Source organism: Psychrobacter sp. DAB_AL43B, assembly GCF_900168255.1.
Taxonomy (GTDB): domain Bacteria; phylum Pseudomonadota; class Gammaproteobacteria; order Pseudomonadales; family Moraxellaceae; genus Psychrobacter.
The window spans coordinates 2,313,710-2,340,499 of record NZ_LT799838.1; the positions used below are offsets into that span (position 1 = coordinate 2,313,710).

The window sequence follows — 26,790 nt, forward strand, 5'->3', positions numbered from 1 at the left end:
CCGATGCAATGACATTGATGAGGAGCATCATGAGATTTTTTTCTTTACGCCACACGAGCAAAGCCGTAGTTCTATCTATGGGGCTAACCACCGCGCTGGCATTAAGTGTCAACGCCCAAGCAGCCACCGTTAAACCTGCAAAAGCACAAGCGACTACCGCTGCTGAGAAAAATGGCGTAACTCGTTTAACGCCTGCAAATAGCACCGACGGCATCATTGCATTGGTCAATGAAAACGCTATCTTAAAAAGTGATTTAGTCGCTGCTATTGCTCAGACTCAGGCGCGTGCTAAAGCTGCTGGTGAACCGATTGCTAATTCAGCACAGTTACAGTCCGAAGTATTAAATGCGCTCATTTTGCGTGAACTACAGTTGTCATTGGTCAAACGTGTTGGGTTAAATCCTGATGAAGCGGCTATCAATCAACGCTTAGGACAAATTGCGCAAGCGGAAGGTCTCAACAGTATTGGTGCTTTGCAGCAGCGTTTAGATTCAGCACAGCCTGGTAGCTATGCCACTTTACGTACGCAATTGATTGAAGATGCCGCAATACAAGCCTTGCAACAACGTCAAATCACTAACCGCGTGCGCATTAGTGAACAAGATATTGATGCATTTTTAGCCTCCCCTGAAGCCAAACGTTTAAATCAAAGCGAATACCAAACGGTCCACGTTCGTGTTCCGTACATAGATGACTACAGCCGACTATCAGAAGCACAGCGTGACGAAGCGCTAAAGGTAGCACAGAAATTACGTACACGTCTGCTTGCACCAAATGTCGATGTTGCTAAAGCCATTGCGGCAAGCCAAGGCAGCTATCCTATTCCACTACAAGGTGGAGATATGGGCTTTCATAAAGCAGCTGCCCTACCTACAGAGCTATCGAGCGAAATTACTAAGCTTGAGGTCGGCGCAGTGAGTGCACCATTAGTGACCCCAGAAGGCATTGACATCATCAAACTGGCTAATAAAAAATCCAGTGATACCACGCTTGTACCTCAGTGGAACACTCGTCATATATTAGTCAAAGTCGATGAGCTACAGACTGATGCGCTTGCTGAGCAAAAGATTAACGATCTCTATAATCAACTGCGTAGTGGTGCTGATTTTGCTAGTCTGGCATCAACTTACTCAGATGATCCCGGCTCAGCAGGACGCGGTGGCGATCTAGATTGGGTTGGTGAAGAGCAGATGATTGGACCATTTGAAGCCATGATGAAGAATACTGCGGTTGGTGATTACTCTGCCCCATTTAAAACTCAGTTTGGTTGGCACATACTAAAAGTTGAAGGTAAGCGTCAGCAGGATGTCAGCGATGAATACCGTCGTAATATGGCACGCCAAGCGCTACACCAACGCCTAGCACCACAAGCCAAGGAAGATTGGCTGCAAGAGCTGCGTTCAGGCGCTTATATTCAAGTGCTTGGTTAACCAATGTTTCTTTAATGAGTGCTTGGCTAACTATTTATATGCTAGCTAACTAAATAACAGCTAAAACGTTTTATAAAAAAAGGGTATATGCCAACGCATATACCCTTTTTATTGTCTGAATAGCTTTATAATTACTATTCATTCTGCGCGCGTTCGCGAGCTTCTTTTTACGCTTGAGCAATTAACTCATGTAATTTTTACTTTCGGCTAACACACATCATTCATAAGCAGATTTTGGCTGAGGCTCAGCGTTAGAGTTTTTGCTCAAGTCTTCTTCAAGACTATCTTTCTCAAGAGCGTCTTTCTCAAGAACATCTTCTGGAAAATCACTCATATTCCTTTTAATATTTCTGAATATCTAAACGATAACAGAATAACCAATATAAAAGCAGCAGAAGCATTGATTTGGTTATTCGATATTTAGAATCAATCGTCGCAAAATAGGTGTTTAGAAAACATTAGTATTTAAAAATAGCTCTAAAACTTATACACAAAGAAAAGCCCCGAACCTAGGGCGATTGGTTCGGGGCTATGGCGTTTCATATTATTATTGTTATTTCTTCCGTATTGACTCATCCTAAGTCATAAACAGTAACTTATAAGACAGCGGGCTGACCTGTCATTTTATTAATACTGTCTCAACACTGTATCCTTACGTATCCTTGTGTTGATGGATGTATTCTAAGACAATTGATGTGCGGCGACTAGAGGCTAAAGACCTTATTTGACGTAAGCATTTGCTTACGTCTCTATCACTTATTTCAATATAATTTATGTTCCACTTTAAATTTATTATTTATCACTATTATTCTGTGCTTCTGCGTGCTCTTGAGATAGTTTGCTGCCCTCTTTTTTACCCGCTTTGATTTTATTTTCGGTCTCTTTAAAGTCTTCTGCTTGGGCAGTAGGAGCATTGCCCTCCTGTTTAACCTCCTTTTCTGGCTCATATTGCAATGTCGTCATAACGGGAAAATGGTCGGAGCCGATAGAAGGGAGGCGCTTGATATCCACTACAGTAAAACAAGGACTATGAAAAATATGATCGAGCGCCCAGCGTAGAAATGGGTAATTAGCGTGAAAAGTATTGATAAAATGCCGTCCAATACGTGGATCTAGCAGCCCTGAGATACGCTGAAAGCGACGGGTTGTCTTTGACCAAGCGACATCATTGAGATCACCCGCCAATATGGCTGTTTGCTTATGATCTTTGATATGCTTTCCAACCATTAGTAGCTCTGCATCGCGGGTAGTAGATTTGTCTGCTTCTGTTGGACTTGGTGGCATCGGATGCAGACAGTATAGCCAGATGACTTGCCCTCCTTGCAAGCGCATCTGCGTATGAATCGAAGGGATATCATCAATTATCAAGTATTTAACCTCAGGATCTATCAATTCAAGCTTAGAATATAGATGCATACCATACAAATTATCTAAGGGTACTTTTACAGTATAAGGATAATCTGATTCAACTTGATTGAGCGCTTGCTCCCATTTTTCATCACTTTCTAAAGTAATTAATATATCAGGCTGCTTCTGTTGTACTAATTCAACCAATTTGTAGGTATCGTCATTGGTCGTTAGTACATTTGAGACCATGATTTTTAACTGATACTCGTGCACATCCGGCTTATCTTTAGCATCTAGTACTTCTTTTTTCCATAGCATGGTATACGGCAACACCATTCTGAGCTGAAATACTAAGGCAATACTCAACAACCCAAATAGCAGCCACTGTCCTAGTTGCCATTCTGAGCCAAACGCCACCATACCGATCCATGCAATGATGCCTAGTATCATAATTTGAATACGAGGAAAATCTACACCGCGTACCCACCAATGATCAAGTGGTAGCCAGCCCCAAATCGTTACAAAGGCGATTAGTCCCGCTAACCACTGTGCGCCATAATATAGTAGGGAGAAATCCATAATGTGTATCGACCGTTTATTAAATTAATGGCTAAGCCAATGATTATGTACATCGTCAGTTAGGTAATTCAGTACTGTTAATATTTAAACTGATAGTAGCTGCTTATAGTAGCTGCTTACTTTTAGTAGCTGCTTACTTTAGCATTTCATAAGACCAGCGCCTACTATTGAACATTAATTAGGCCATATCTACTATAAAACGTTACAGTTTCAGCCCTTCAGATATACTGAGTAAAATTTATAAATTTTCCTTCTACTGATTACTGAGTGAAATCAGTACTCCTAGCGAATATCATCGTCATAATCATAACGTTATAATGAGCATAGCTATTAATGTATGGAAAACCCCTAGAACCGTCTAAAAAAACTTGCTTTTTGGCGCTATTCACGGCATTGTTATCGGTTGGTGATGCAACAATTTATTGTAAAAAGGATTAAGTTTCATGAGTAATTTAACAGTAGGCTTGGTGGGCTGGCGCGGTATGGTAGGGTCAGTATTGATACAACGTATGACGGAAGAAAAAGACTTCAACGGTATCACACCGGTGTTTTTTTCAACCAGCAATGCAGGCGGTGATGCGCCAAGCTTCGATGGTATTAAGACCAGCCAACTAAAAGATGCTCATGATATTGAAGCACTAGCTGCTTGTGATGTAATTATTACCTGCCAAGGTGGCGACTATACCTCAAAAGTACATCAACCCCTGCGTGATAGCGGCTGGAATGGCTACTGGATTGATGCGGCAAGCACATTACGCATGGAAGATGACAGCATCATTGTTCTTGATCCAGTTAACCGCAATGTGATTGATAGCGCCCTAGCGAATGGCAAAAAAGACTTTATCGGTGGTAACTGTACCGTATCGCTCATGCTAATGGCCATTGGAGAGCTATTTAATAAAGGTTGGGTCGAATGGGTCAGCGCCATGACTTATCAAGCGGCTAGTGGTTCTGGTGCCAACAACATGCGCGAGTTAATCGAAGGTATGGGTGTGCTACACAATGCGGTCAAAGACGAGCTTGCCAATCCTGCTAGTGCGATACTAGAGATTGATAAAAAAATTGCTGAAACTCAACGCTCAGCTGGTTTCCCTAAGCAATACTTTGGTGTGCCGTTGGCCGGTAGCTTAATTCCATATATCGACTCGCAGCTGGAAAACAAGCAATCGCGTGAAGAATGGAAAGGTGGTGTTGAAACCAACAAAATCCTTGGTAATTCAGAAGCAGATAAGATTGCTATCGATGGTATGTGCGTGCGTGTCGGTGCGATGCGCTGTCATGCACAAGGCTTAACCATTAAGCTTAAAAAAGACATTCCGCTAGAAGAGATCGAAGCTGCGCTTAGAAATAGCGGTAATGAATGGCTAGATGTGGTCGAAGATGATAAAGAAGCTACTATCAACCGTTTAACGCCAGTTGCAGTAACAGGTACGTTGACCGTAGCAATTGGTCGCCTGCGTAAGCTCAATATGGGGCCCGAATATCTAGGAGCGTTCACCGTCGGTGACCAGCTACTATGGGGCGCAGCTGAGCCATTACGCCGTATGCTCAATATCATCCGTGAACAAAATAACTAAGCTATATATTTCGAATATGAGATACAAAAAAGACAGCAAATGCTGTCTTTTTTTATGGGTTATTTTTGCTCATAAGCAATCATAATTTCATTGCGACGCATAAAAGGCAACGTCCAAGGTGGATTATAACGGGCCAGTTCAGGTGCGCCTGTAACCCTTAATTTTTGCGTTTGCATCCAAGATTGCAACTCTGCAGTTTTAACAGCAACCTTCTCATTGCCAGCTAACCCCGAAAACTTAATAACGCCATAAGTCTGCGGTGGCACTTCAATAATCGTGACGTCAGGATTGTTTGGCTTCGGTAGTGTTTGCATCGTATATTGACTTGGCATAGTAAATTGTACGCGCCATTTACCATCAGTTTCTTGCATACTCACTGGTGCAGTCATGGCAATTTTTTGCGACTCATTATCACCCTTCTTCGTTTCGGGCTGCATCGTTACAGGAGCTGTCATACTTATTTTACTACTTTCTCCACTTGGCGCTGTATTATTACCGAATATATAATCCGCTAATACCTTAAATCCTGCACGACTAGCCGCATCTTGGTCGCCGGAAACCCAAGTTTGTGCGACCAGCTGACTCTCATAGCGACGCAGCTCAAAATCTTCGATTTGCGACAAGATAGTATAGTTTGGTTCTTCGGTAGCCATAGCTACTCCTGATATCAATAATGTACTGGTGAATAGTACGCCACTTAACGTCAAGCTACTCAACAAGCTGGTTGCTTTAATCATGTCATGCCTCAACTAGCGAAAAGCATCATGTCACCGCTTTTATATTTATTCTACTCTAGCAATGAATCAATAATGATGTCTGTAGCTTTTGGTTATGGCTAGATACAAACACCCCATCAAATCTGTATTAGAGAAACTTCGATGTCCAAAAAAAACCTAATAATGCTATAATTAGCGCCATTTCCATAGCTTACATAGCGGTTATCTTATGCAATTTGTCTTACATAAAACGGCCAGCGGCGATACGCGTGCACGCCGCGGTACAGTTCATCTCAATCATGGCGACGTACAAACGCCTGCTTTTATGCCGGTTGGTACTTACGGTACGGTTAAAGGTATGCTGCCACGTGATATCGAAGCCATTGGCGCTGACATTATCCTTGGTAACACCTTTCATTTATGGCTGCGTCCTGGTACGGATATTATTGATAAATTCGGTGGCTTGCATAAATTTATGCATTGGGATAAGCCGATCTTGACCGACTCAGGCGGATTCCAAGTATTTAGTCTCGGTGCAATGCGTAAAATTACTGAAGAAGGTGTAACGTTTAAATCACCTATCGATGGTGCAAAAGTATTTTTGTCACCAGAAAAATCAATGCAGATTCAATATAGTTTGAACTCAGACATCGTCATGCAATTTGATGAATGTACGCCCTATCCAGCGACTCATGAAGAAGCGAAAAAATCTTTAGAGTTATCACTACGTTGGGGCCAGCGCTGCGTTGATGAACATAAAAAGCTTGGTAGCACCAATGCTTTATTTGGCATCATTCAAGGTAGTATGTATGCCGATTTACGCCAGCAATCGCTTGAAGGGTTGCTCGAGATTGGTTTTGATGGTTATGCCATCGGTGGTTTGTCTGTTGGTGAACCAAAAGAGGAAATGATAGACGTTCTAGATTATATCGCAGATGATATGCCAGCCGATAAGCCACGCTATTTGATGGGTGTCGGCAAGCCTGAAGACCTCGTAGAAGGGGTACGTCGCGGTGTTGATATGTTCGATTGCGTGATGCCGACGCGTAATGCGCGTAATGGTCATTACTTTGTCACTGGTGATGCAGATAATGCGGGCGTGGTACGTATACGTAACAGCCAATATCGCACCGATGAAGGTCCTTTAGATCCTGAATGTGACTGCTATACCTGTCAGAACTTTAGTCGTGCTTATCTATCACATCTGAATAAATGTAAAGAGATGCTGGGTGCGCAACTAGCAACGATTCATAACTTACGTTACTATCAACGTTTGATGCAAGGTATCAGAGACGCGATTGAACAAGATAAGTTTGATGAATTTGTAAATGAATTTTATAGTAAACGCGGACAAACGGTTCCTGAACTAAATTTACGCTAACTATTATTCATTTTAAAACCAAATTCTATCGCTATTATTTATATCTCATTTCTATCCTCATTAAAATACAAAAAGGGCTTAAGATAATCTTAAGCCCTTTTTTATTGCGTGTAGTTTACGTGTCGCTATCGATGTTCGTTTTTAACTAAACATAATTCACAATTTAGTCTCAGCGTAACGCTTTTAACCTACTAGCGCTGCAACAAACACCACAATGATAGCAATTGGCGCAACAAACTTAGTTATGATCTGCCAAATTTGCCAAGTACTATTCGATAAATTAAGCTCTTGCTGGATGCTACGTTGGTCCATTCTCCAAGCAAAGAATATAATGCCTGCAAGACCCGTTAATGGTAATAAGAACTTACTGGTTAATTTGTCTAACGCATCAAATATGCCGTTACCCATGATGGTAAAGTCAGCCCATAAGTTGAATGACAAGAGCGCTGCGATACCCAATAACCAAATCACAGTACTTGCAGTGATAGTCGACATGGTGCGGTTCATCGACGTGCGCTCTTCTAAGAACTCAACACTTGGCTCTAGTAACGATATTGACGACGTCACTGCAGCAAAAGTAATTAATAAGAAGAACAAAGTACCGATAATAGCGCCACCAGCCATGCTACCAAAGGCAATAGGTAAGCTCACAAAGATCAGACCAGGACCTGATGCAGGATCAAGACCATTATTAAAGATGATTGGGAAAATAGCCAAACCAGCTGCTAAAGCAATAACGGTATCTAAGATAACTACCGTACGAGCTGTTTTAAGTAAGTTTACTTCACGGCCTAAGTACGAACCGTAAGCAACCATGATGCCCATACCGATTGATAAGGTAAAGAAAGCATGACCTAGTGCTGCTAGCATCACATCAACGGTTAATTTACTAAGGTCAGGTGCAAATAAATAATTAACTGCTTCACCAAAACCACCATTTACCACGTTATAACCAACGATAACAAATAGAATCACACCCAATAATGGCATCATGATTTTAGCAGCGTTTTCAATACCACGAGTAACACCAATACCAACAATCAGCGCGGTAATAATCATAAATACCGTATGCCAGATAGTTAACGTACCCGCTGATGCTAGCATCGCGTCAAATGTCGCAGCGACAGAATCACTGTTTTGACCCGCAAAACTACCCGTTCCTACTTTGGTAATATAGTTAAGCGCCCAGCCACCAATGACACTATAGAAGGATAGGATTAAAAAACCACCTAAAATACCCGTCGCGCCAACAATGCCCCAGCTACTTGATTTACCTTCGCTTGCGGCGACATCTTTAAAGGTATTAATAGGGTTTTTCTGACCACGGCGACCAATCAGCCACTCAGCGACCAGTACTGGGAAACCAACCAAAGCTATACAAAACAGATAGGCAATAACAAAAGCTGAACCGCCGCTCTCACCTACCATATAAGGGAACTTCCAAATATTTCCTAAACCAACTGCCGAGCCTACTGCTGCCAACACGAAGCCAAAACTTGAACTCCACTGGGCATGATCTTGTTTATTATTAGCCATTTCGCCTTCCTCATGCTTCAATTAATATTGCTTGTAATCATCCTTGATTATTATAAATAGCTGTCCATAATATTTGACTATTTAACTAACGCATCGATACGACGCATTCAGCAACATTAAGAAAGAATTGTTTACAATGTTGTAGAGGCTCAGTTTCTGCTAAGCGACCTAAAAAGTCAAGTAGTCATAAACACAAAAAACCATAACTATTAGTTATGGCTTAATAAGTTCTTGAGGACAACTTACAACAGTTTGGTTGTTTAGTAATTTCGACTGAAACGATGTTTTGCGATTAATAAAACAATACTTAACGAACCACACCGCGACGACTTTTCTGTAAAGAATCAATCAGTAATTTCATTTTCGGCTCTTTTGGCAATAGTTCTTGCTTTAATATTTCAAGCGCTTGTACCGTCGTCAAGCCCGATCGAAAGACTATGCGATAAGCTTGACGCAGGACATCAATGGTATCTTGAGACCAGTCTTTGCGGCGCATACCTTCAACATTCAGCCCATGAGCTTTAGCAGGATTACCAGAAACCATCGTAAAAGCGGCCACATCTTTTAGAATCAAACTAGCACCACCAACCAAGCTGTAATCATCAACGGTGCAAAACTGGTGAATGCCTGAATTACCACCAATAATCGTATGATTGCCAATGGTCACATGCCCGGCGATACCGACATTATTAGCCAATACATTATGGTCGCCGATTAAGCAATCATGCGCAACATGGGTGTTTACCATCATTAGATTGTGACTACCAATCTTCGTCAAGCCGCCGTCTTGTTCTGTGCCACGATGCAAGCTACAGGCTTCGCGAATCGTATTATGATCACCAATTTCAAGCCAGGTACGCTCACCAGCATATTTTAAATCCTGCGGGTCTTCACCAATGCTTGCAAACTGATAAAACTGATTGTACTCACCAATACGAGTTAGCCTAGTCACGACCACATGTCGATGCAAAACCGTGTGTGCGCCAATGGAGACTTCATCACCGACAATACAATAAGGGCCAATGGTTGCGGTTTTATCAATATTAGCAGACGGTGAGATGAGTGCTGTTGGATGGATCTGACTCATAATGTGGACCTTTGTATCATCTGATGCAAGTAAATAGTAAAACAAATACAGACAGTTTAGCGCTATTAATCACCCTAATACTAGCTCTGTTAAAAAATACAACTATCATTCTAATTATTAACATTGGCGGCATGCTTTGAGCACTCTTACTAATTATTCGCTCAAAGTGAATAAAAGCGCCTTATTGCTCCTGACGGGCAATCATAACCTGAGCACTGGCGGCAAGCTCATCTTCAACGTGTACCGTACAATCGAACTTATAAATACCTTGCTTTTGCATCACGGTTTTGGCACGGATAATCAGTTGATCGCCAGGGATGACGCGACGCTTAAAGCGTACTTTATCGACCCCTGCAAACAGATACAAATAACCATCTTCTGCCGTCAATCCCGCACTAATAAACCCTAGTACGCCTGAAACCTGCGCCATGCACTCAACCATCAATACACCTGGCATAATCGGCTCACCAGGAAAATGCCCATTAAAGAACTCTTCATTAATGGTCACATTTTTGATACCTGTAATGCACTCACCAGGTTTACAGGAAATCACCTTGTCTACAAGCAAAAATGGATAACGATGGGGCAAGTAATGCTTTAATGTATGATAGGTTAATGGCAACGTTAAGCCTTGTTCAGCCAAGCTTTTGATGTCTTCATCAGTTGGGGTATCAATATCAGTGCTGCTCATAATGGTGCTTCCTTGCTGGATTTTAAATCTTGCTGTGTTTTTAAATCTTATAAATAATCTTTTGTAGTGGCACTTTTTAATCGTTAAGCATTAACCACGACCGAGCTGGCGAAAACGTACAGCGGCACGGCGCCAATTAGCAGTCGGCATGGCAGCGGTTCCAGAAGAGTAAGAGCCCGCAGTTGTGATTGACTTGGTCACCATGGTCATACCTGACAAGGTCACATCATCTGTGATTTCAATATGACCGGTAATACCAACCGCACCGCCAATAATGCAGCGCTTGCCAATAGTAGTGCTACCAGCGATACCCGTTTGGGCAGCGATAGCCGTACCATCACCGATACGAACGTTATGGGCCACTTGTACGAGATTGTCAATAATAACGTGACTGCCAATCACCGTATCATCAATAGCACCACGATCAATGCAAGTTTGACTGCCAATTCGGACATGGTCGCCAATCACTACACGCCCTAGCTGAGCAATACGTTCCCAACCCGTGACACTAGGATTGTTGGTGGGTGCAAAGCCAAAGCCTTCAGATCCTATACTCACCCCAGCGTGCAATCTGACATAGTTACCGATGACACAATCGTGCCCTATCATTACTTGGGACTTGATAACGCAGTCAGTACCAATAGTAGTGTCTGCTTCGACGACCACATGAGCATCGAGGGCGCTGCGATCGCTAATTTGCACCCGCTCACCGATGACGCAAAACGGCCCGATAGTCACTTGATTACCAATAATGGCACTTTCGGCTATTACTGCACTCGGATGGATACCGCTGCCTGACTGTTGACGGGAAAATAGTTGGCTGGCGCTCGCATAAGCCAAATAAGGCGTGGCGACTACTAATACCACCGTATTTTTTGCCACTTTATCACGGTGCTCTTCAGTGATTAACACCGCCCCAGCCTGAGTATTCGCCAGACTTGAGAGATAATGAGGGTTGGCTAAAAAACTTAACTGCTGGCGATTAGCCGTGGTTAAGTTACCAATACTGTCTAAATTTAGACGGTATTGCTCAGCGCTAAGCTCAGCCTTATTAAGAACCGGCTGACGCTGCTCAATTCGAGTGATGAGTTGCTCAATCGTTATCATAGTTAGTATTAGTATTGACATGAATAAGATGGTCGCCAAGCTGAGATATCATCTTGACGACCGGCTAAAATCTAACAAACGCTTCAATTACTTAAAAGGCTAAATAATAGCTATCAAACCCTTTACATAGCAACAGGCTATTAGAAGGTACTTAGAAAGTATTACCAATTTGGAACTGGACTTTTTCGGTTTCATCGCCGTCTTTATCGCCGATAGGTACAGCATAGCTCAGAGAAATCGGACCGATTGGGGTATACCAAGTCACGCCTAAACCGGCACTAAAACGGAGTTTATTATCTTGTGTTAGTAGTGGCACGCCTGTATCAGTATTATCAATAGGGTTAATAAACGTACGATCTTCTTTGTCCGTCGTATCAAAGACCTGACCACCTTCAGCAAATAGTACCGGACGCACCTGATCTGCCCAATCCCCTTTAAATGGCATTGGCAAGATTAATTCCGTACCAAAGCTTACTAATGCATTACCACCAATCTCTTCTGGCTTTAATGTACCAGGATTATCACTGACGGCATCATAGTAGCTTTGCGATTTTGGTCCAAGTGTAGAAGCTTCATAGCCACGTACTGAACCATAACCACCGGCATAGAAGTTTTCATAGAAGGGTAAGTCATTACCATAGCCAAGCTTAGTATAGCCGCGCGCAACCCAATCTTTATAAATAGGTTGATAAATATTGCCACGATAGACCAGTTTTTGATAACTGGCATCACCCAGACCAATGGTTGCATCTACCGTATGACTCATGCCTTTATTTGGAAATACGGGGCGATCTAGGGTGCTGTAATCCCAGCCAAATAGTAGGTTGTAACTTTGATATTCATTTTTAAAGCCAGTACGACCAGAGAACTCATTGTCATCGTTAATGTATTTCTCGAACGTACCACCATCATCAATGATCTGCTGAACGTTTGATACACCAAGACGGCTACCACCACGTACAGTCGTGTTATCAACGTTTAAGCCCGCACTAACGCGTTTGGTTTCATCAACCGGATAGCTGTAATTAAGCGTTGCACCATAAGCATCGGTAACATAGTTACTAACGTTTCTGTCATCGTATTTGGTCTCACGATAATAAGCACTGATGCCTTGTGATACACCATTTTCTGTAAAGTATGGATCGGTATAGCCCAAGCTATAAGAGTCACGGGTTTCTGAACGCGAGAGTGCGGCTTTAACTCGGTCACCAGTGCCCATAAAGTTGTTTTGGGTCAGATCTAACTGGAATGTCACACCGCCACTTTGTGAATAACCGGCGGCAATGGTTGAGCTACCAGAAGGCTGCTCTTCAACCGTGTAATTTACATCCACTTGATCTGGCTGATTAGGGACTGGCTTCACATCGACATTGACGCCTTTAAAGAAACCTGTGCGCATCAGACGCGTACGTGACAGCTGAATTTTGTCACTAGAAGCCAGTGACCCTTCTAATTGACGCATTTCACGGCGCAGTACTTCATCTTGGGTTTTTAAGTTACCGGTAAAATTAATACGGCGAACATAAATAGGACGTGCAGGATCAATATAGTAATCAATATCGACTACTTTAGTCTCATCGTTGATACGCGGTACAGGTCTAATTTGCGCTAAATAATAACCTTCATTACCATAACGGCTTTTAAGAGCGGCTGTTGTGGCATCAAGTTTGGCTTGTGAGTATTTTTCATTAGGGGCAAAAGTGACCAGCTCTTTTAGCTCACTGGTTTCGAAAGTTGGCTTGCCTAAGAAATTAATTTCGCCAAACTGATATTGTTCGCCTTCGCTAAGACTGACCTCGATAAAGACACTGCTTTTATCTTCACTGATATTGAGCACCGCATTGTCTACCGAAAAACGCACATAACCATCGTTTTGATAGAGGGCTTTTAGACTTTCTAAACTGGCCGCTAGCTTCTCTTTAGCGTAGCGGTCGGACTTAGACAACAGACGTGTCCATGAAGATTCTTTTACCGCAAATACCTCTTTAATCTCTTTGTCACTAAAATGCTTATTACCAATGATATTGATATCGACTACTTTAGCAGGCTTACCTTCAATAAAGCGCACATCAAGTTTTACGCGATTGCCATCAAGCAGCGTCTGATCGACTTCAATATTACTATTGTAATAACCTTGGCTGATATATTGCTGTTGTAGCTCGTTTGCCACGCCCTGTAGAGTAGCTTGCTTAAGCACATCGCCAACAGACAATCCAGCGTTGCTAAGCCCTTGCTCAAGCCCTTCTTTTGGGATGAGTTTGTTGCCTTCAAAGTTCACTTCAGCGATCGTTGGGCGTTCAACAACGTCAAAGCGCAGCTTACCACCTTCGATACGGCTTTGAATATCTGCAAAGTTTTCAGTCGCATATAACGCTTTGATACTAGCGGCAAGGCTGGCATCATTGATCGTATCACCCACCGAAATCGGTAATACCGGATAGAGACTATCAGGAGTTAGGCGTTGTAGACCATTGAAGCCAATATCAGTGACCACAAATTCTGCAGCTTGAACCGGCATACTCATCATCGCTACAACTAACGGCAACCCAGCCGCGCTCATAAATAAAGGCGTACGCATAAACACTATCCGTCAATAAAAAACTTGCTTAAGTTAAGTTAAAAAGCACATCTTGTCCAGCCTATTTCGCGTAACGTCGTTAACGCGCTCATGGCAGACTCAGGACACTTTATATAAAACGCATCATAAAATAAACTAAAAAATAAAATTAGTACAATAGCGACGCTATAAAAGCGATGGCATATTAGCCTAATAATCAATACATGATAAGCGCACAACCGTTAGGTTATCGTGCCTTACCTACTAAGCTAGCCTAATCCCAATCAAAATAGCCGACTGATATCATTACCAATTGCTAACACCATGAAACCTGCCAGCAAGAGTAAGCCAATATTCAACCCCACCATTTGTACACCTTCAGAGAGCGGCTTACCCCGTATCAGTTCGATGAGGTAGTACACAATATGACCGCCATCTAATATAGGAATGGGTAAAAGATTCAATACAGCGAGGCTTAGGCTGATCAAAGCGGCCGTAGATAATACCATTTGCCAGCTAATATCAAAGCTTTGTTTGGCAACTTTTGCAATGGTTATTGGACCTGATAAGTTCTCAAGACCAATCATACCTGATAGCATCTTGCCCATCGAGCTGACGGTCATGACTGCTAATTGCTCAGTCTTCTCAAACGATTTGACTAATGACTCGCCAGGACCATAAACGACAGTGGTTTTATACGCATCAGGAATGACAATTTCAGACTGTGCCACCATAGCACCAATCTGTCCATAATCGTTACCTAAATTGTCTTTTTTACCTTGTGGCATGATCTGTAATTGTACAGATTTACCGTCACGTAATACGGTGAAGTTAAGCAAAGTCTCAGGACTATCTCGGATAATACGGGTGGCACTGATCCAATCTTTGATTGCTTCTCCATTAATCGCAGTGATACGGTCACCAACCTTTAAGCCTTGACGACTAGCAGCGCCATCAGGCGTCAAATCACCAACGATCGGTTCAATCTGCGGCTGCCACGGTATCATACCAAAGCTCGACAAGGCATCTTTACCTTGTGCCGCGCCTTGCATAAACTCTTTAACGGGTGCTTGATAGGTTTTGGTCGAATCAGTCGAAGCATTTAAACCATTGGCTTTTACTTCTGATTGCAAAGTGACACTCACATTATCCGTCTCGCCCATGCGCCCAGCAAGGCGATAGTTAATGCCTTCCCATGTTTGTACTTCATGACCATCAATGGCAATGATTTTATCGCCGACAGGTAGCTGTGCTATCGCAGCAGGCGTATCTGGTAATACTTGACCAATCTTGGTAGCGAGCTGCTCTGATGGGGTCATAAATAACACCCAAAACAGTACAATCGCAATGACAAAATTCATGATAGGACCAGCGGCGACAATCGCTATTTTCTTTAGTGGATGCTGACGATTAAATGCTAAATGCTGCTCTTCTTTTGCCACCTCGCCTTCACGCTCATCAAGCATCTTGACGTAACCACCGAGTGGCAAGGCTGAAATACGATAATCAATGCCGCTTTTTTTGCTAGTCCAGCCAAAGAGTTTGGGCCCAAAACCGATAGAATACGTGAGCACTTTCACGCCGCAGAGTCGCGCCACAATATAGTGACCCCACTCATGTAAGGCAATAAGCGGACCTAAGACAAATATTGCCGCAAGCAGCGTTAATAAAAACGTCATGATCTTTTCTCAGTATTTTTATCAGTATCTTTTATCAATATTTTTTATAAATTGAATAATGGTACTTGATACGCTTAGGCCATTTTTGCCACAAACTCATTGGTATGACGACGTGCTATTTTATCAATAGCTAAAATCTCATCGATATCGGCAGTCTCATTTAATAATGGCACTTGTATCTCATTGAGTGCTTGCTCATTAAGATCAGCAATATCAGTCAAGCGAATTTTACCTTCTAAGAATGCAGTAACCGCAATCTCATTAGCAGCGTTTAATACAATCGTCGCTTGTGTACCAGCTTGCATTGCTTGACGCGCAAGATGCAAACAGGCAAATTTCTGCAAATCTGGTTTAATAAACTCTAGACCACTTAACGCAAATAAGTCTAATGGCTGCGAGCCACTATCAATACGATTGGGATAGCTGAGCGCATGAGCAATGGGCGTTTTCATATCGGGACTGCCCAGCTGCGCCAAAAAGCTACCATCGCTATATTCTACCATTGAGTGAATGATACTTTGTGGATGAATGACCACATTTATCTTATTTTCAGGTAAATCAAATAAATGACAAGCTTCAATCAGCTCAAGTCCCTTATTCATCATCGTGGCAGAGTCGACTGATATTTTTTGTCCCATCGACCAGTTTGGATGTTTGACCGCTTCTGTCACGCTAGCTTGCTGCATCTGAGCAAACGACTGCTGCAAAAATGGCCCACCAGAGGCGGTCAACCATAACTTGCGTACACCATGATCTGACTGATGAATTTGGGTATTGTCTTGTTGAATAGCAGACGGTAAACATTGGAAAATAGCATTGTGTTCTGAGTCGATGGGCAATAAGGTTGCATGATGCGTTTTGACAGCGCTGATCATCACTTGCCCTGCCATCACTAGCGCTTCTTTATTCGCCAGTAAAATACGCTTGCCTGCACGGGCTGCTGCTAATGTAGAAGGCAGTCCTGCAGCACCCACGATAGCCGCGACGACGGTATCGGTTTGCGAGTCAGTAGCAATATCTATCAACCCTGCTGCGCCGCCTACCACCTCAATCTTCAGACCTGCCGCACTGAGACGCTGGGCGAAGTCATCGACTGCTGCTGTCGGTACGCTGACACGCTTGGGCAAGAACTGTTTGCAGAGTGCAAATAGTTTATCTAAACGATGATAGCCTGATAAGGCATAAACGTCGTAATGCTGTGGTTGCGCCGCCAAGATTGCTAACGTGCTATCGCCAATCGAGCCTGTCGCGCCTAGTACGGCGATGCGTTGGGTCATAACCATCGGTGCCTATAAATAATACGGTGGAAAATTAAATAAGAAATCAAGAAAACACTTGATAAATAAGACTAAAAACCAGCTCAGCTTGCCTACTATAAAATAAGCATACGCTTCAATCTCAAACCACTATTAACCCTAACTGCTGTAGCGCCCAAAAACCAAGCGCAAATATCGGAGTAGCAGACAACAGCGAATCGATACGGTCGAGTACACCACCATGTCCAGGTAATATCGTTCCTGAATCTTTGACATCAGCGCGACGTTTGAGCATCGACTCAAATAAATCGCCCAGTACTGAGGCCAAAATCGTCAGCGCTGATAATGCCACAAATGCGATTAAAGGTAGGCCAGTCAGTTGCAGCTTAAACACACTAATCACCACAACGACTAACAAACCAGTGACTAAGCCACCCGCCAGCCCTTCCATACTTTTATTAGGAGAGACGTTTGGTGCCATTTTGCGGCGACCGAGCTTGCGTCCAACAAAGTAAGCGCCACTATCGGCACACCATACCAATAAGAAGACATAGAGCAGCCACCATGCTGACAATTGCCATAAGTAGAACATAGCAGTAATGGAAGCAGTTAATATCACTGCACCCATCAATGCCAATTGCTTACCATACCAATTGGTCTTTGTTGGAAAAACCCTTACCCAAGAAAGCGCCATTAACCATATAACGAGAGAGGCAACCCACCAAAATAACCAAGTCACTTTGAACATGAGCGACACTAATGTCAGTACCAACACCAATAGTACAAATAGCGCAGGTTGCCGCCATTTTGGCATCAGCTTCGTCCATTCATGCGCCGCGATAATCACGCCGATGGCCAATAGCGGTGCAAATAAAATAGGACTTTGGCTCGCAAACATTGCAATACCAACGATAATAACGAGAACAATTGCCGTCTTAATTCGTTGCCACATACGTATCGAGCCTTATAATAATGAAGAACATTTGGTCAAAATACAGTATAACTGCTCACTATAATAGTCCATTGATAGCGATTAATGCTAATTAAAGCCGCCTAATGTTTCCTAAACAACGGAAAACTGAGGCTTTAATGCCCTCTAATAAAGCATTTTTAAGACTGTTATTATTTTAAAAATCCTGTTGTTCTGTCACTATTTGTTCGCTAGTTTTACCAAAGCGGCGTTGACGTTGGGCGAATTCTTCTATCATCGCTGCAAGCTCATTTACGGTAAAGTCTGGCCACAGTGTTTGAGTAAAAAACAATTCAGCATAAGCTGATTGCCATAGTAGGAAATTAGAGAGGCGATACTCGCCGCCAGTACGTATCAACATATCTACCGCTGGCGCATCTGCCAACTGCACATATTGACCCAGCATCTCTTTATTAATATCTTCAGCACGCAACTGCCCTTCATGCACTTGCTGTGCCAGCTGTTTGGCTGCATGAGCGATATCCCACTGACCACCATAACTGATTGCAATTACTAATGTCATGGCTTCAAAATCTGCTGTTTTTGTTTCAGCATCTACCATCAATACTTGCAAGTCATCACTAAGCTGACTACGATCACCGATAAAACGCAATCGAATGTGGTGCTTCAACATCCGTGGCATTTGCTCGTTGATGGTCAAGCTGAGTAGATGCATGAGCAATGCCACCTCAGTCGGTGGCCGTTGCCAGTTTTCACTTGAAAAGGCAAATACCGTTAAAACCTCAATACCAGTACTCACACAATACTCGACAATAGGATCTAGCGCATCTTTGCCAGCGACATGTCCTTGACCTTTGCCTAAATTATTGACTTTACCATAACGGTTATTACCGTCCATGATAATAGCGATGTGCCGAGGAAGAAGTGCTGGAGCTAAAGTATCTGAAATAGACATAGGCTAACTTGCTTGTTGTTGAAGTAAAATAATCATAGCGCACGCTATAGCACATAAAAACATACTACGTAAAATTCACAGATTTATCATAAACCAGCTATAAAATAAAAAAAGTGCCTGCAAGCAGGTTAACGGTAAGCATTAAAAATACCTTACCTTGCTTAATGACATCTCAGTCGTCTATAGGTCAATAAAAAGCCAATAGCAATGCAGTATTGGCTTTTTAATTAACAGCTGACTTTAAATGACTTATCTTAGATGGCTGCGTATTTATAGTATGTGCATTTTAGACGAAAACGAAAATGAACAGACGAATAACTTTTACACGGCCATTAACTCGGTTTCTTTTTTACTCAGACGGCTATCGATAGTTTCAATGAATTTGTCAGTAATTTTTTGAATATCATCACTGGCGCGACGCTCGTCATCTTCTGATATCTCTTTTTCTTTTGCCAATTCTTTAATATCATTCATCATATCACGGCGGATATTACGGATAGAAACACGGCTGTTCTCTGCTTCTCCGCGCGCAAGCTTTTGCATATCGCGGCGTGTATCTTCTGTCAACGCTGGCATCGGTACACGAATCACATCAGCGGTCATTGGGTTCAAACCCAAATCTGCTTCGCGAATGGCTTTATCGATCGCTTGTACCATCGTACGTTCAAACGGCTGTACTAATAGCGTACGCGAATCTTCAACGTTAACACTTGCCACTTGATTCAAAGGTGTAGGCGACCCGTAGTAGCTAACCATCACACCTGACAACATACCTGGATGCGCGCGTCCTGTACGGACTTTACTAAAGGTACTCTCAAGCGCTTCTAAAGTTTTTTGCATGCGCGCTTCGCCGTCTTGCTTAATTTCATTAATCATCATGTATCCTTATTTATCGCTGCCGATAAATCATTCATTATTGTTAATTATAAAAAACTATTAAGGCATTCATTGCCAGATAAGTAATTACTGAATCTCTACTCGTCTTATTATCATGCCAACGACTGCTATATTAATGATAAACACGTGTGCCTTCATTTTCGCCCATGATGACATTTAATAAAGCATTAGGCTTGGTCATATCAAATACTTGTAGCGGCACGTTATGCTCACGGCATAAAGCAATGGCTGTTAAATCCATCACGCCGAGTTTCTGCTCTAACACTTCATCAAAAGTTAAACCGTCATATTTAACCGCATCAGCATGTAAGCTTGGGTCTTTGTCATAAACACCATCAACTTTGGTCGCTTTTAGAATCAAACCCGCTTCGATTTCAATACCGCGCAAGCAAGCAGCGGTATCAGTGGTAAAGAAAGGATTGCCGGTACCCGCAACAAAGATACAAACTTCGCCGTTTTTAAGGTAGCGAATCGCATTACGGCTGCTATAGCTTTCGGTCACTTCACCAATCGGCAGTGCTGACATCAAACGCGTTTTAATATTACGGCGCTCAAGGGCATCACGCATCGCCAGACCATTCATGACAGTCGCTAGCATACCCATTTGATCGCCGGTAACTCGACCAACCAAGCCTTCTTTTTGTAATTGAGCACCGCGATATAAGTTACCACCGCCGACTACGATACCAACTTGCACACCAAGACCACGCAGATGGGCGATAGATAAACTCATTTTATCGAGCACTTCGCTATCAATACCCATTTCTTTACCACCGGCTAAAGCTTCACCAGAGAGTTTAAGCAAGATACGAGAGTAACGCGGGTTTTTGTCAGACATGAGGTCACCTTGTTAGCATTAAATTATAATTAAAGTTATCGGTAAAATACAAATAGATTTTGGCTTTAGGCTCGTCTATAACGCCATAATCGATGGTAGGCGTATTAGGCGTATAAAAGACTAAATTGCGCTAATTGTAGCAAAAACTGCCCACTGTTGGGCAATTTTCACGCGCCTATTGTGTTGGATGGTTAACCCTTATAACTGGCAAATAAGTCATATTCGCTGGCATCATCAATAGTAACCGTTAAGAACTGCCCTACTTTTACCGCAGCAGTAATGTCATCAACATAGACGTGCCCATCAATTTCTGGCGCGTCTGCATAGCTACGGCAAATCGCAACACCCTCATCAAAATCAATCTCATCGACCAATACCATTAAGGTTTTACCGATTTTTTCTTGCAGTTTTTGCGCAGAGATATCTTGCTGTAACGTCATCAAACGCTCGTAACGCTCTTGCTTAATGGCTTCAGGTACATGATTAGGCAATTCATTAGCAACCGCGCCTTCCACTTCCGAATAAGTAAAAGCACCAACGCGATCAAGGCGTGCCTCGACTAACCAGTCAAGCAGACATTGGAAATCTTCTTCAGTCTCACCTGGGAAGCCAACGACGAAGGTTGAGCGAATCACGATATCAGGACAAATCTCACGCCATGCTTTAATACGCGCCAAGGTGTTTTCGCTATGGGCGGGACGCTTCATGGCTTTTAAGATGCTATGACTGGCATGCTGAAAGGGAATATCAAGGTAAGGCAGTAGCTTCTTTTCACCCATTAATTGAACGACTTTATCGACATGCGGATACGGATAGACATAATGCAGACGTACCCAAATACCCAAATCGTTCAACGCTTGGCATAAGTCATAAAACTTAGACTTCAGCGGCATACCATTCCAGAAGCTGGTCTTATATTTTAAATCTAAACCATACGCGGACGTATCTTGCGAGATGATTAATAGTTCTTTCACGCCAGCGTTCTTCAGTGCCATGGCTTCATTCATCACGCTATCAATCGGACGCGAAACCAAATCACCGCGTAAGCTTGGAATAATGCAAAAAGTACAACGATGATTACAGCCTTCTGATATTTTCAGATAAGCATAATGACTGGGCGTTAATTTGATACCCGCCTCATTAATCAAATCTATCTTAGGATTATAATCTTTATCATTACTACGGTCAGGCTTAGGCACATGCAGCGCGACTGCTCTAATCACTTCGTCATAAGCGTGCGCGCCAGTCACTGCTAATACAGCAGGATGCATTGCACGGATTTTATCTGCTTCTTTACCGAGGCAACCCGTAACGATAACTTTACCGTTTTTGCTAATCGCTTCACCGATGGCATCTAGCGACTCTTGTACCGCTGATTCAATAAAGCCACAAGTATTGACCACGACCAAGTCTGCGCCTTCATAGTCGCTGGCGACTTGATAACCATCACGGCTAAGCTCAGTAATAATGCGCTCACTATCCACCAAGGCTTTTGGGCAACCTAGCGAGACAAAACCAATCTTTGGCGCTGCCGTTGTTGGACTAGAGGCTGTCGCGCTGGTGGTTGCATGTATAGTCGCATCACCACTTTGGGCAATACTACGGTTTTGATTATGATTGGCTTTATGATGGTAAGGCTCGACATTATCTGTCTTAAGCTGCTCTTGCACCATTGCTGGCTTGGCAGGATTAAAAATGGTGGCAGTGTCTTTTGGCATAGAAGCTGTTGACATAGAAGCTGGCTGTGAGGTAGTGATAGTCGTGTTAACGGACTCGGTAGAAGTTTTGGGCATGGCTGACCTTGCTAGAGATAAATTGGCTGTGCGCATTGTACGTTTTTTTTGTGATAATCACCAGTTTTGCCGCTCTATAGTGTTGATTTATGGTTAAATATTATATCGAGTATCTCGCTATCCTAGGCATTACTAATGACAGCTGATTTTGTAAGCGCAAAACCGACCCCTGACCTAGCATTTATATCACAGCATTTGTTTACGGCTATCTTATGGGTCAATGACGAGCTGTCTATTACTTGGCTAAACGCCCAAGCTGAGCAACTACTCGCTATCAGTAGTGGACGATTACTCAATCAATCTATATTGATACTGCTTGCACCTAATGAGTTAACGTTAAAAGAAAGCCCTAACATTAATAACAGCGATGGCGATGAGCAAATTCGCCCTTTAACGGCAAGATTTAATCAGGCGCAGCATTATCAACAACCCTTTATCGATCATGATTACCTTATAAACAGCCAATTAAATGGTCATTCACCCCTCTCAGTCGACTATAGCGTGACGCCTGTCATTTATGAGCAGCAGCGTTATTTTATTATCGAGATGTGGGGCAAAGATCGCCAAAGTCGTATTTCAGAGGAGCAGCGCCAACAGCAGCAATATAGCGTTGCCCGGCATATGCTGCGCTCAGTCGCCCATGAAATCAAAAATCCGCTTGCTGGTATTCGCGGTGCTGCACAATTATTGCAACGGCAATTTATTAAATTCAGTGACACTTCTATTGTTAACAGCAAGCCTTCTACTCTTAATAGCAATTTTCCTGCTGTTACTAATAATGTAAACTCTGTTTTAAATCCCCTTTCAAACGCTAATAACGACCTGCAAAAACATGCAGCAAAGCTTCGTAACTATACTGATATCATCATCTCAGAAACGGATCGCCTAACTCAGCTGGTTGGGCAGCTTCTTGGTTCTAATCAACTGCCAAACTGGCAAACACTAAATATCCACGAGCCACTAGAGCATGTTTTGGCATTGATTATCCATCAGTATCCACAAGTGACGCTGCAGCGTGATTATGATTTGTCGTTGCCTGAATTATGTGCTGATAAAGACCAGTTGATTCAAGTGTTTTTAAACCTGATTAATAACGCTTGTGAATCGATGACCGAATTTGAACAAGTACTTCAGCAGAATACGTCTACTGAATTGAGTCGCTTACCATCAAATATCACGCCATTGAGTACTAACGGTAACTATGGTAGCTATCAACCCAAACTATATATTCAAACACGAGTTGTCTTTCAGCATACGATTGGTGGGCAGCAGCACAAACAAGTCCTGCAAGTCACTATCACCGATAACGGCCCAGGGATTGATCCAGCATTGATCGGACAAATATTTTTCCCCATGGTGACCAGCCGTGCTACAGGGACTGGCCTTGGCTTATCGATTGTCCAAGATATCATCAGCCGTCATCATGGTATGATTGATGTCAGCTCTAACCAATCACAAAACCCTAACTATAGTCGTCAGAATAACCAAAAAAAACATCATAACAATACCAATAGTCAGACGTGTTTTACACTTTACCTGCCTTTTCGTCAGCCCATAATTGATGCGTAAGCGACATTGCTATTTAACACTGCTCACTCGCAAAATGCTGAATCATAAACTGAACCAATCCATTGCTCATTAGGCCTGATAAATGACTAAATATAACGACAACCATACACCTAAAAGCGATAATCAAACGTCAAACGATCAAATAATGAGTGACCGAGCTATTAATAATAAAACAATAAAAGTAACGGTCAATAATGCCACTGATGATAATACGGCGACTTTATGGTTGATCGATGACGATCCAGCACTGCGTTTGGTATTGGCGGACACTTTTGAAGATGCTGGTCTTATCGTTATCAGCTTTACCCAAGCGCAGGCAGCATGGACACGTCTCAATGATATATTGCAACAGCGAGAGTCAGCCGCGCAGTTACCTGATGTGATATTGACTGATATTCGTATGCCTCTAATGGATGGCTTGTCCTTTAGTGATTGGGTGAATCAGCATTTTCCTAAGCTGCCAATTGTTATTATGACGGCACACTCAGACCTTACTTCTGCCATTAATAGCTATCAGACAGGCGCATTTGAATATCTGCCGAAGCCTTTTGATTTGGATGATGCCGTCGCAACGATTTATAAAGCGATTAATTATCAATCCAATATGGTTGTAGAAAATCATACAATTGGGTCTAATACCAATACAACTACCAACATTTCATCCGATACTCATACAAAACCCAATGCCAAAACTAAGCCTCAAAACCGTACTAACAAAGAAGCTAAAAATAAAGTTGAGGTTACAGCTGATACCAAAGCTAACGACAATCCCAGCGGTATCATTGGTCAATCGCAAACGATGCAGACGGTATTTCGCGCCATTGGCAGATTGGCGCACTCGTCTATTACTGTCTTAATCACGGGTGAATCAGGTACGGGTAAAGAATTGGTCGCCGGCGCTTTGCATCAGCATTCACCGCGTCAGCAGCAGCCTTTTATTGCCCTCAATATGGCGGCAATTCCACATGATTTGATTGAGTCTGAGCTATTCGGCCACGAAAAAGGGGCGTTTACTGGCGCGACGACGATGCGTCAAGGTCGTTTTGAGCAGGCGGATGGCGGCACGTTATTTTTGGATGAAATCGGTGATATGCCGTTTAGTACCCAAACACGGCTGCTAAGAGTACTGGCCAATGGAGAGTTTTATCGCGTGGGTGGGCAGCAGCCTGTCAAAGTAAATGTACGTATCATCGCCGCTACTCACCAAAATTTAGAAGAGCTGGTAAAACAAGGCAAGTTCCGTGAGGATTTATTTTATCGGCTTAATGTCATACGTTTACCGCTGCCACCACTACGAACACGGCGCGAGGACATTCCAGCGTTAGCGACTTATTTTATGCAGCGCGCTGCTGAACAGATGAATACAGCACCAAAGCAGCTACATCCTACGGCGCTAGAGATTATGCAGTTTTTTGAATGGCGCGGTAATGTCCGTCAACTTGAAAATGTTTGCCTATGGTTGACGGTGATGACAACTGGCGATACGGTCATGATTGATGACTTACCACCAGAGCTGCTCGAAAGTCTCTCCTCTACTCTAGAGCCGCATCGAGAGCAAAGCTTAGCGTCATTGCAACTTGCTCAAAGCCATCAAATTCATGAAAGCCCAAGTTGGCAGCAAGCCTTGGCTGACTGGGCTAAGCAATCGCTAAAAACTGGAGAAACCGACATTTTGCAGACGGCAACACCTGAGTTTGAGCGTGTCTTAATTACGGCAGCGCTCAATCATAGTGGCGGAAAAAAGATAGCAGCAGCCAACTTGCTCGGTTGGGGGCGCAATACACTGACACGCAAGTTGCAGCAATTAGATATCTCTTCATTAGAACAACAAAGCAAATAAGAATTAAAGACGCAAAAATATCAGATAAAAATCATAGCAATATCAGCTATTTATAATAAACAGTAAAATTAATTGTTAAATAACTCAAAATAGTTGCAAATAGGGGTTGCCAAACTACTCAAACTCTATATAATAGCCAACCACTGAGACGCACTACCGAATCAGTTAACTGTCTAGATAGCATTTGAATTTAACTGCTTTTGATGATAGAGTAACGAAAATGGGGCTGTGGCGGAATTGGTAGACGCACTAGATTTAGGTTCTAGCGCCGCAAGGTGTGAGAGTTCGAGTCTCTCCAGCCCCACCATTTTCGGATAGTACATCTTAGATCAAATATCAAAACCTGCTTTTTAGCAGGTTTTTTTGTGTTTGGGGTTTATGTAAAATACCTATACATAATAACTAGTTTGGTAGTGGCTATCTTCCTTAATAACACTGCCATTAGACTAAGTGAAACTACCTATTAGAGGCATAAAATGACTGGTTTAAAACGATGAATAAAGGATTTTGGCTAACGGTAGGTCTACTGGTGCTATTAGCAGCTAGTCTTTTTGGGCTTCGCAGCCTATATAAACCCGCTATTTCAGCTGACGTTTCAGCTGGTGCAGGTACAGACTCGAATACCAAGGTTATGATGAGCTTAGATAAATTTAGTGGCTTTCACCATGATGCAGAGATACTTTTAGAAAAGTTAACCGTTCTAAAAACGGGGATGGAAAGCGCGATTGCTACCCAAGATAGCAAACTATTAACAAGCACTATCAGCAACACTTATAGAATCATAGATAATGTGAATGTCAATCGTCTGCCAACCATTGCACCTTTTGAGGTTTGTGATGAGGCATTAAACACATTGAGCCTCTATGCTATTAGCGCTAAGGCAAATTACTCCCGTACTAACAAAACAGATATAGATCAGGTCCATGAATTGAGAGATTCATTTAATATTCAGTTTGCTCAGTGTCAAAGCATCGTTAATGATAAGTCTGTTGAAGCGCTCTATCAAGACTATCAGTAGTACGCT

20 protein-coding genes and 1 tRNA gene are annotated in these 26,790 nt (G+C 42.7%); 7 read left to right on the top strand and 14 right to left on the bottom strand.

The window, feature by feature from the left end; genetic code table 11:
• Nucleotides 1–29 precede the first annotated feature (29 nt).
• Nucleotides 30–1,430 carry a peptidylprolyl isomerase gene (locus tag DABAL43B_RS09870; RefSeq protein WP_079692212.1) on the top strand — a complete coding sequence of 467 codons (1,401 nt, stop codon included), beginning with the start codon at nucleotides 30–32 and terminating at the stop codon, nucleotides 1,428–1,430.
• 792 nt (nucleotides 1,431–2,222) lie between these two features.
• On the opposite strand, the gene DABAL43B_RS09875 is transcribed toward DABAL43B_RS09870, so the two are convergent.
• Entirely contained in the window at nucleotides 2,223–3,356 is a 1,134-nt protein-coding gene (locus DABAL43B_RS09875) for an endonuclease/exonuclease/phosphatase family protein (protein ID WP_171996343.1), read from the bottom strand.
• Nucleotides 3,357–3,799: 443 nt separating this feature from the next.
• Between DABAL43B_RS09875 and asd the strand changes: the two genes are divergently transcribed.
• Nucleotides 3,800–4,933 carry an aspartate-semialdehyde dehydrogenase gene (gene asd, locus DABAL43B_RS09880; protein ID WP_079692214.1) on the top strand — a complete coding sequence of 378 codons (1,134 nt, stop codon included), beginning with the start codon at nucleotides 3,800–3,802 and terminating at the stop codon, nucleotides 4,931–4,933.
• A gap of 59 nt (nucleotides 4,934–4,992) precedes the next feature.
• Here the strand turns inward: asd and DABAL43B_RS09885 are convergent, their stop codons facing one another.
• Nucleotides 4,993–5,586 carry an SOUL family heme-binding protein gene (locus tag DABAL43B_RS09885; RefSeq protein WP_264753816.1) on the bottom strand — a complete coding sequence of 198 codons (594 nt, stop codon included), beginning with the start codon at nucleotides 5,584–5,586 and terminating at the stop codon, nucleotides 4,993–4,995.
• Between the two features lie 292 nt (nucleotides 5,587–5,878).
• On the opposite strand from DABAL43B_RS09885, the gene tgt reads away from it, so the two are divergent.
• The gene (tgt, locus tag DABAL43B_RS09890) at nucleotides 5,879–7,030 is read left to right on the top strand and encodes a tRNA guanosine(34) transglycosylase Tgt (protein ID WP_079692216.1); all 1,152 of its coding nucleotides are present in this window, start codon (nucleotides 5,879–5,881) and stop codon (nucleotides 7,028–7,030) included.
• A 183-nt stretch (nucleotides 7,031–7,213) separates the two neighbouring features.
• Here tgt and DABAL43B_RS09895 read toward each other — a convergent pair whose 3' ends face one another.
• The 12 genes from DABAL43B_RS09895 to rimO all read right to left on the bottom strand — a co-directional run bounded on the left by DABAL43B_RS09895 (nucleotide 7,214) and on the right by rimO (nucleotide 22,357).
• Nucleotides 7,214–8,566 carry a sodium-dependent transporter gene (locus tag DABAL43B_RS09895; protein WP_079692217.1) on the bottom strand — a complete coding sequence of 451 codons (1,353 nt, stop codon included), beginning with the start codon at nucleotides 8,564–8,566 and terminating at the stop codon, nucleotides 7,214–7,216.
• 307 nt (nucleotides 8,567–8,873) lie between these two features.
• Entirely contained in the window at nucleotides 8,874–9,653 is a 780-nt protein-coding gene (gene lpxA, locus DABAL43B_RS09900; protein WP_079692218.1) for an acyl-ACP--UDP-N-acetylglucosamine O-acyltransferase, read from the bottom strand.
• 181 nt (nucleotides 9,654–9,834) lie between these two features.
• Complete coding sequence (gene fabZ / locus DABAL43B_RS09905) at nucleotides 9,835–10,344, bottom strand: 3-hydroxyacyl-ACP dehydratase FabZ (RefSeq protein WP_079692219.1); 510 nt, start codon at nucleotides 10,342–10,344, stop codon at nucleotides 9,835–9,837.
• Nucleotides 10,345–10,434: 90 nt separating this feature from the next.
• Nucleotides 10,435–11,451 (bottom strand): UDP-3-O-(3-hydroxymyristoyl)glucosamine N-acyltransferase, encoded by a 1,017-nt coding sequence (gene lpxD / locus DABAL43B_RS09910; protein WP_079692220.1) that lies wholly within the window; start codon nucleotides 11,449–11,451, stop codon nucleotides 10,435–10,437.
• Between the two features lie 151 nt (nucleotides 11,452–11,602).
• Nucleotides 11,603–14,029 (bottom strand): outer membrane protein assembly factor BamA, encoded by a 2,427-nt coding sequence (gene bamA, locus DABAL43B_RS09915; protein ID WP_079692221.1) that lies wholly within the window; start codon nucleotides 14,027–14,029, stop codon nucleotides 11,603–11,605.
• A gap of 263 nt (nucleotides 14,030–14,292) precedes the next feature.
• A complete protein-coding gene (gene rseP / locus DABAL43B_RS09920) occupies nucleotides 14,293–15,687 on the bottom strand; it encodes an RIP metalloprotease RseP (RefSeq protein ID WP_079692222.1) in 1,395 nt (464 codons plus the stop codon).
• A gap of 74 nt (nucleotides 15,688–15,761) precedes the next feature.
• A complete protein-coding gene (ispC, locus tag DABAL43B_RS09925) occupies nucleotides 15,762–16,970 on the bottom strand; it encodes a 1-deoxy-D-xylulose-5-phosphate reductoisomerase (protein WP_079692223.1) in 1,209 nt (402 codons plus the stop codon).
• 115 nt (nucleotides 16,971–17,085) lie between these two features.
• Nucleotides 17,086–17,895 carry a phosphatidate cytidylyltransferase gene (locus tag DABAL43B_RS09930; RefSeq protein WP_079692224.1) on the bottom strand — a complete coding sequence of 270 codons (810 nt, stop codon included), beginning with the start codon at nucleotides 17,893–17,895 and terminating at the stop codon, nucleotides 17,086–17,088.
• A 175-nt stretch (nucleotides 17,896–18,070) separates the two neighbouring features.
• Complete coding sequence (uppS, locus tag DABAL43B_RS09935; RefSeq protein ID WP_079692225.1) at nucleotides 18,071–18,829, bottom strand: polyprenyl diphosphate synthase; 759 nt, start codon at nucleotides 18,827–18,829, stop codon at nucleotides 18,071–18,073.
• 321 nt (nucleotides 18,830–19,150) lie between these two features.
• Nucleotides 19,151–19,705, bottom strand: coding sequence for a ribosome recycling factor (gene frr / locus DABAL43B_RS09940; protein ID WP_079692226.1), 555 nt, complete (start codon nucleotides 19,703–19,705; stop codon nucleotides 19,151–19,153).
• 133 nt (nucleotides 19,706–19,838) lie between these two features.
• Nucleotides 19,839–20,564: a UMP kinase gene (gene pyrH / locus DABAL43B_RS09945; RefSeq protein WP_079692227.1), complete on the bottom strand. Its 726-nt coding sequence runs from the start codon at nucleotides 20,562–20,564 to the stop codon at nucleotides 19,839–19,841.
• Between the two features lie 191 nt (nucleotides 20,565–20,755).
• On the bottom strand, nucleotides 20,756–22,357 hold the full coding sequence (gene rimO / locus DABAL43B_RS09950) for a 30S ribosomal protein S12 methylthiotransferase RimO (RefSeq protein WP_079692228.1): 1,602 nt from the start codon (nucleotides 22,355–22,357) through the stop codon (nucleotides 20,756–20,758).
• Nucleotides 22,358–22,492: 135 nt separating this feature from the next.
• On the opposite strand from rimO, the gene DABAL43B_RS09955 reads away from it, so the two are divergent.
• From DABAL43B_RS09955 to DABAL43B_RS09970, 4 genes are all read left to right on the top strand, one after another.
• A complete protein-coding gene (locus tag DABAL43B_RS09955) occupies nucleotides 22,493–23,926 on the top strand; it encodes a two-component system sensor histidine kinase NtrB (RefSeq protein WP_079692229.1) in 1,434 nt (477 codons plus the stop codon).
• 82 nt (nucleotides 23,927–24,008) lie between these two features.
• Nucleotides 24,009–25,766, top strand: a complete 1,758-nt coding sequence (locus DABAL43B_RS09960) for a sigma 54-interacting transcriptional regulator (RefSeq protein ID WP_079692230.1) — start codon at nucleotides 24,009–24,011, stop codon at nucleotides 25,764–25,766.
• A gap of 222 nt (nucleotides 25,767–25,988) precedes the next feature.
• Nucleotides 25,989–26,073, top strand: a tRNA-Leu gene (locus DABAL43B_RS09965).
• Nucleotides 26,074–26,259: 186 nt separating this feature from the next.
• Nucleotides 26,260–26,784: a hypothetical protein gene (locus tag DABAL43B_RS09970; protein ID WP_079692231.1), complete on the top strand. Its 525-nt coding sequence runs from the start codon at nucleotides 26,260–26,262 to the stop codon at nucleotides 26,782–26,784.
• Nucleotides 26,785–26,790: the final 6 nt, after the last annotated feature.

Coding starts and splice junctions, on each gene's coding strand:
- DABAL43B_RS09870 (WP_079692212.1), top strand. CDS start 30: ATGAGATTTTTTTCTTTACGCCACACGAGCAAAGCCGTAGTTCTATCT.
- DABAL43B_RS09875 (WP_171996343.1), bottom strand. CDS start 3,356: ATGGATTTCTCCCTACTATATTATGGCGCACAGTGGTTAGCGGGACTA.
- asd (WP_079692214.1), top strand. CDS start 3,800: ATGAGTAATTTAACAGTAGGCTTGGTGGGCTGGCGCGGTATGGTAGGG.
- DABAL43B_RS09885 (WP_264753816.1), bottom strand. CDS start 5,586: ATGGCTACCGAAGAACCAAACTATACTATCTTGTCGCAAATCGAAGAT.
- tgt (WP_079692216.1), top strand. CDS start 5,879: ATGCAATTTGTCTTACATAAAACGGCCAGCGGCGATACGCGTGCACGC.
- DABAL43B_RS09895 (WP_079692217.1), bottom strand. CDS start 8,566: ATGGCTAATAATAAACAAGATCATGCCCAGTGGAGTTCAAGTTTTGGC.
- lpxA (WP_079692218.1), bottom strand. CDS start 9,653: ATGAGTCAGATCCATCCAACAGCACTCATCTCACCGTCTGCTAATATT.
- fabZ (WP_079692219.1), bottom strand. CDS start 10,344: ATGAGCAGCACTGATATTGATACCCCAACTGATGAAGACATCAAAAGC.
- lpxD (WP_079692220.1), bottom strand. CDS start 11,451: ATGATAACGATTGAGCAACTCATCACTCGAATTGAGCAGCGTCAGCCG.
- bamA (WP_079692221.1), bottom strand. CDS start 14,029: ATGCGTACGCCTTTATTTATGAGCGCGGCTGGGTTGCCGTTAGTTGTA.
- rseP (WP_079692222.1), bottom strand. CDS start 15,687: ATGACGTTTTTATTAACGCTGCTTGCGGCAATATTTGTCTTAGGTCCG.
- ispC (WP_079692223.1), bottom strand. CDS start 16,970: ATGGTTATGACCCAACGCATCGCCGTACTAGGCGCGACAGGCTCGATT.
- DABAL43B_RS09930 (WP_079692224.1), bottom strand. CDS start 17,895: ATGTGGCAACGAATTAAGACGGCAATTGTTCTCGTTATTATCGTTGGT.
- uppS (WP_079692225.1), bottom strand. CDS start 18,829: ATGTCTATTTCAGATACTTTAGCTCCAGCACTTCTTCCTCGGCACATC.
- frr (WP_079692226.1), bottom strand. CDS start 19,705: ATGATTAATGAAATTAAGCAAGACGGCGAAGCGCGCATGCAAAAAACT.
- pyrH (WP_079692227.1), bottom strand. CDS start 20,564: ATGTCTGACAAAAACCCGCGTTACTCTCGTATCTTGCTTAAACTCTCT.
- rimO (WP_079692228.1), bottom strand. CDS start 22,357: ATGCCCAAAACTTCTACCGAGTCCGTTAACACGACTATCACTACCTCA.
- DABAL43B_RS09955 (WP_079692229.1), top strand. CDS start 22,493: ATGACAGCTGATTTTGTAAGCGCAAAACCGACCCCTGACCTAGCATTT.
- DABAL43B_RS09960 (WP_079692230.1), top strand. CDS start 24,009: ATGACTAAATATAACGACAACCATACACCTAAAAGCGATAATCAAACG.
- DABAL43B_RS09970 (WP_079692231.1), top strand. CDS start 26,260: ATGAATAAAGGATTTTGGCTAACGGTAGGTCTACTGGTGCTATTAGCA.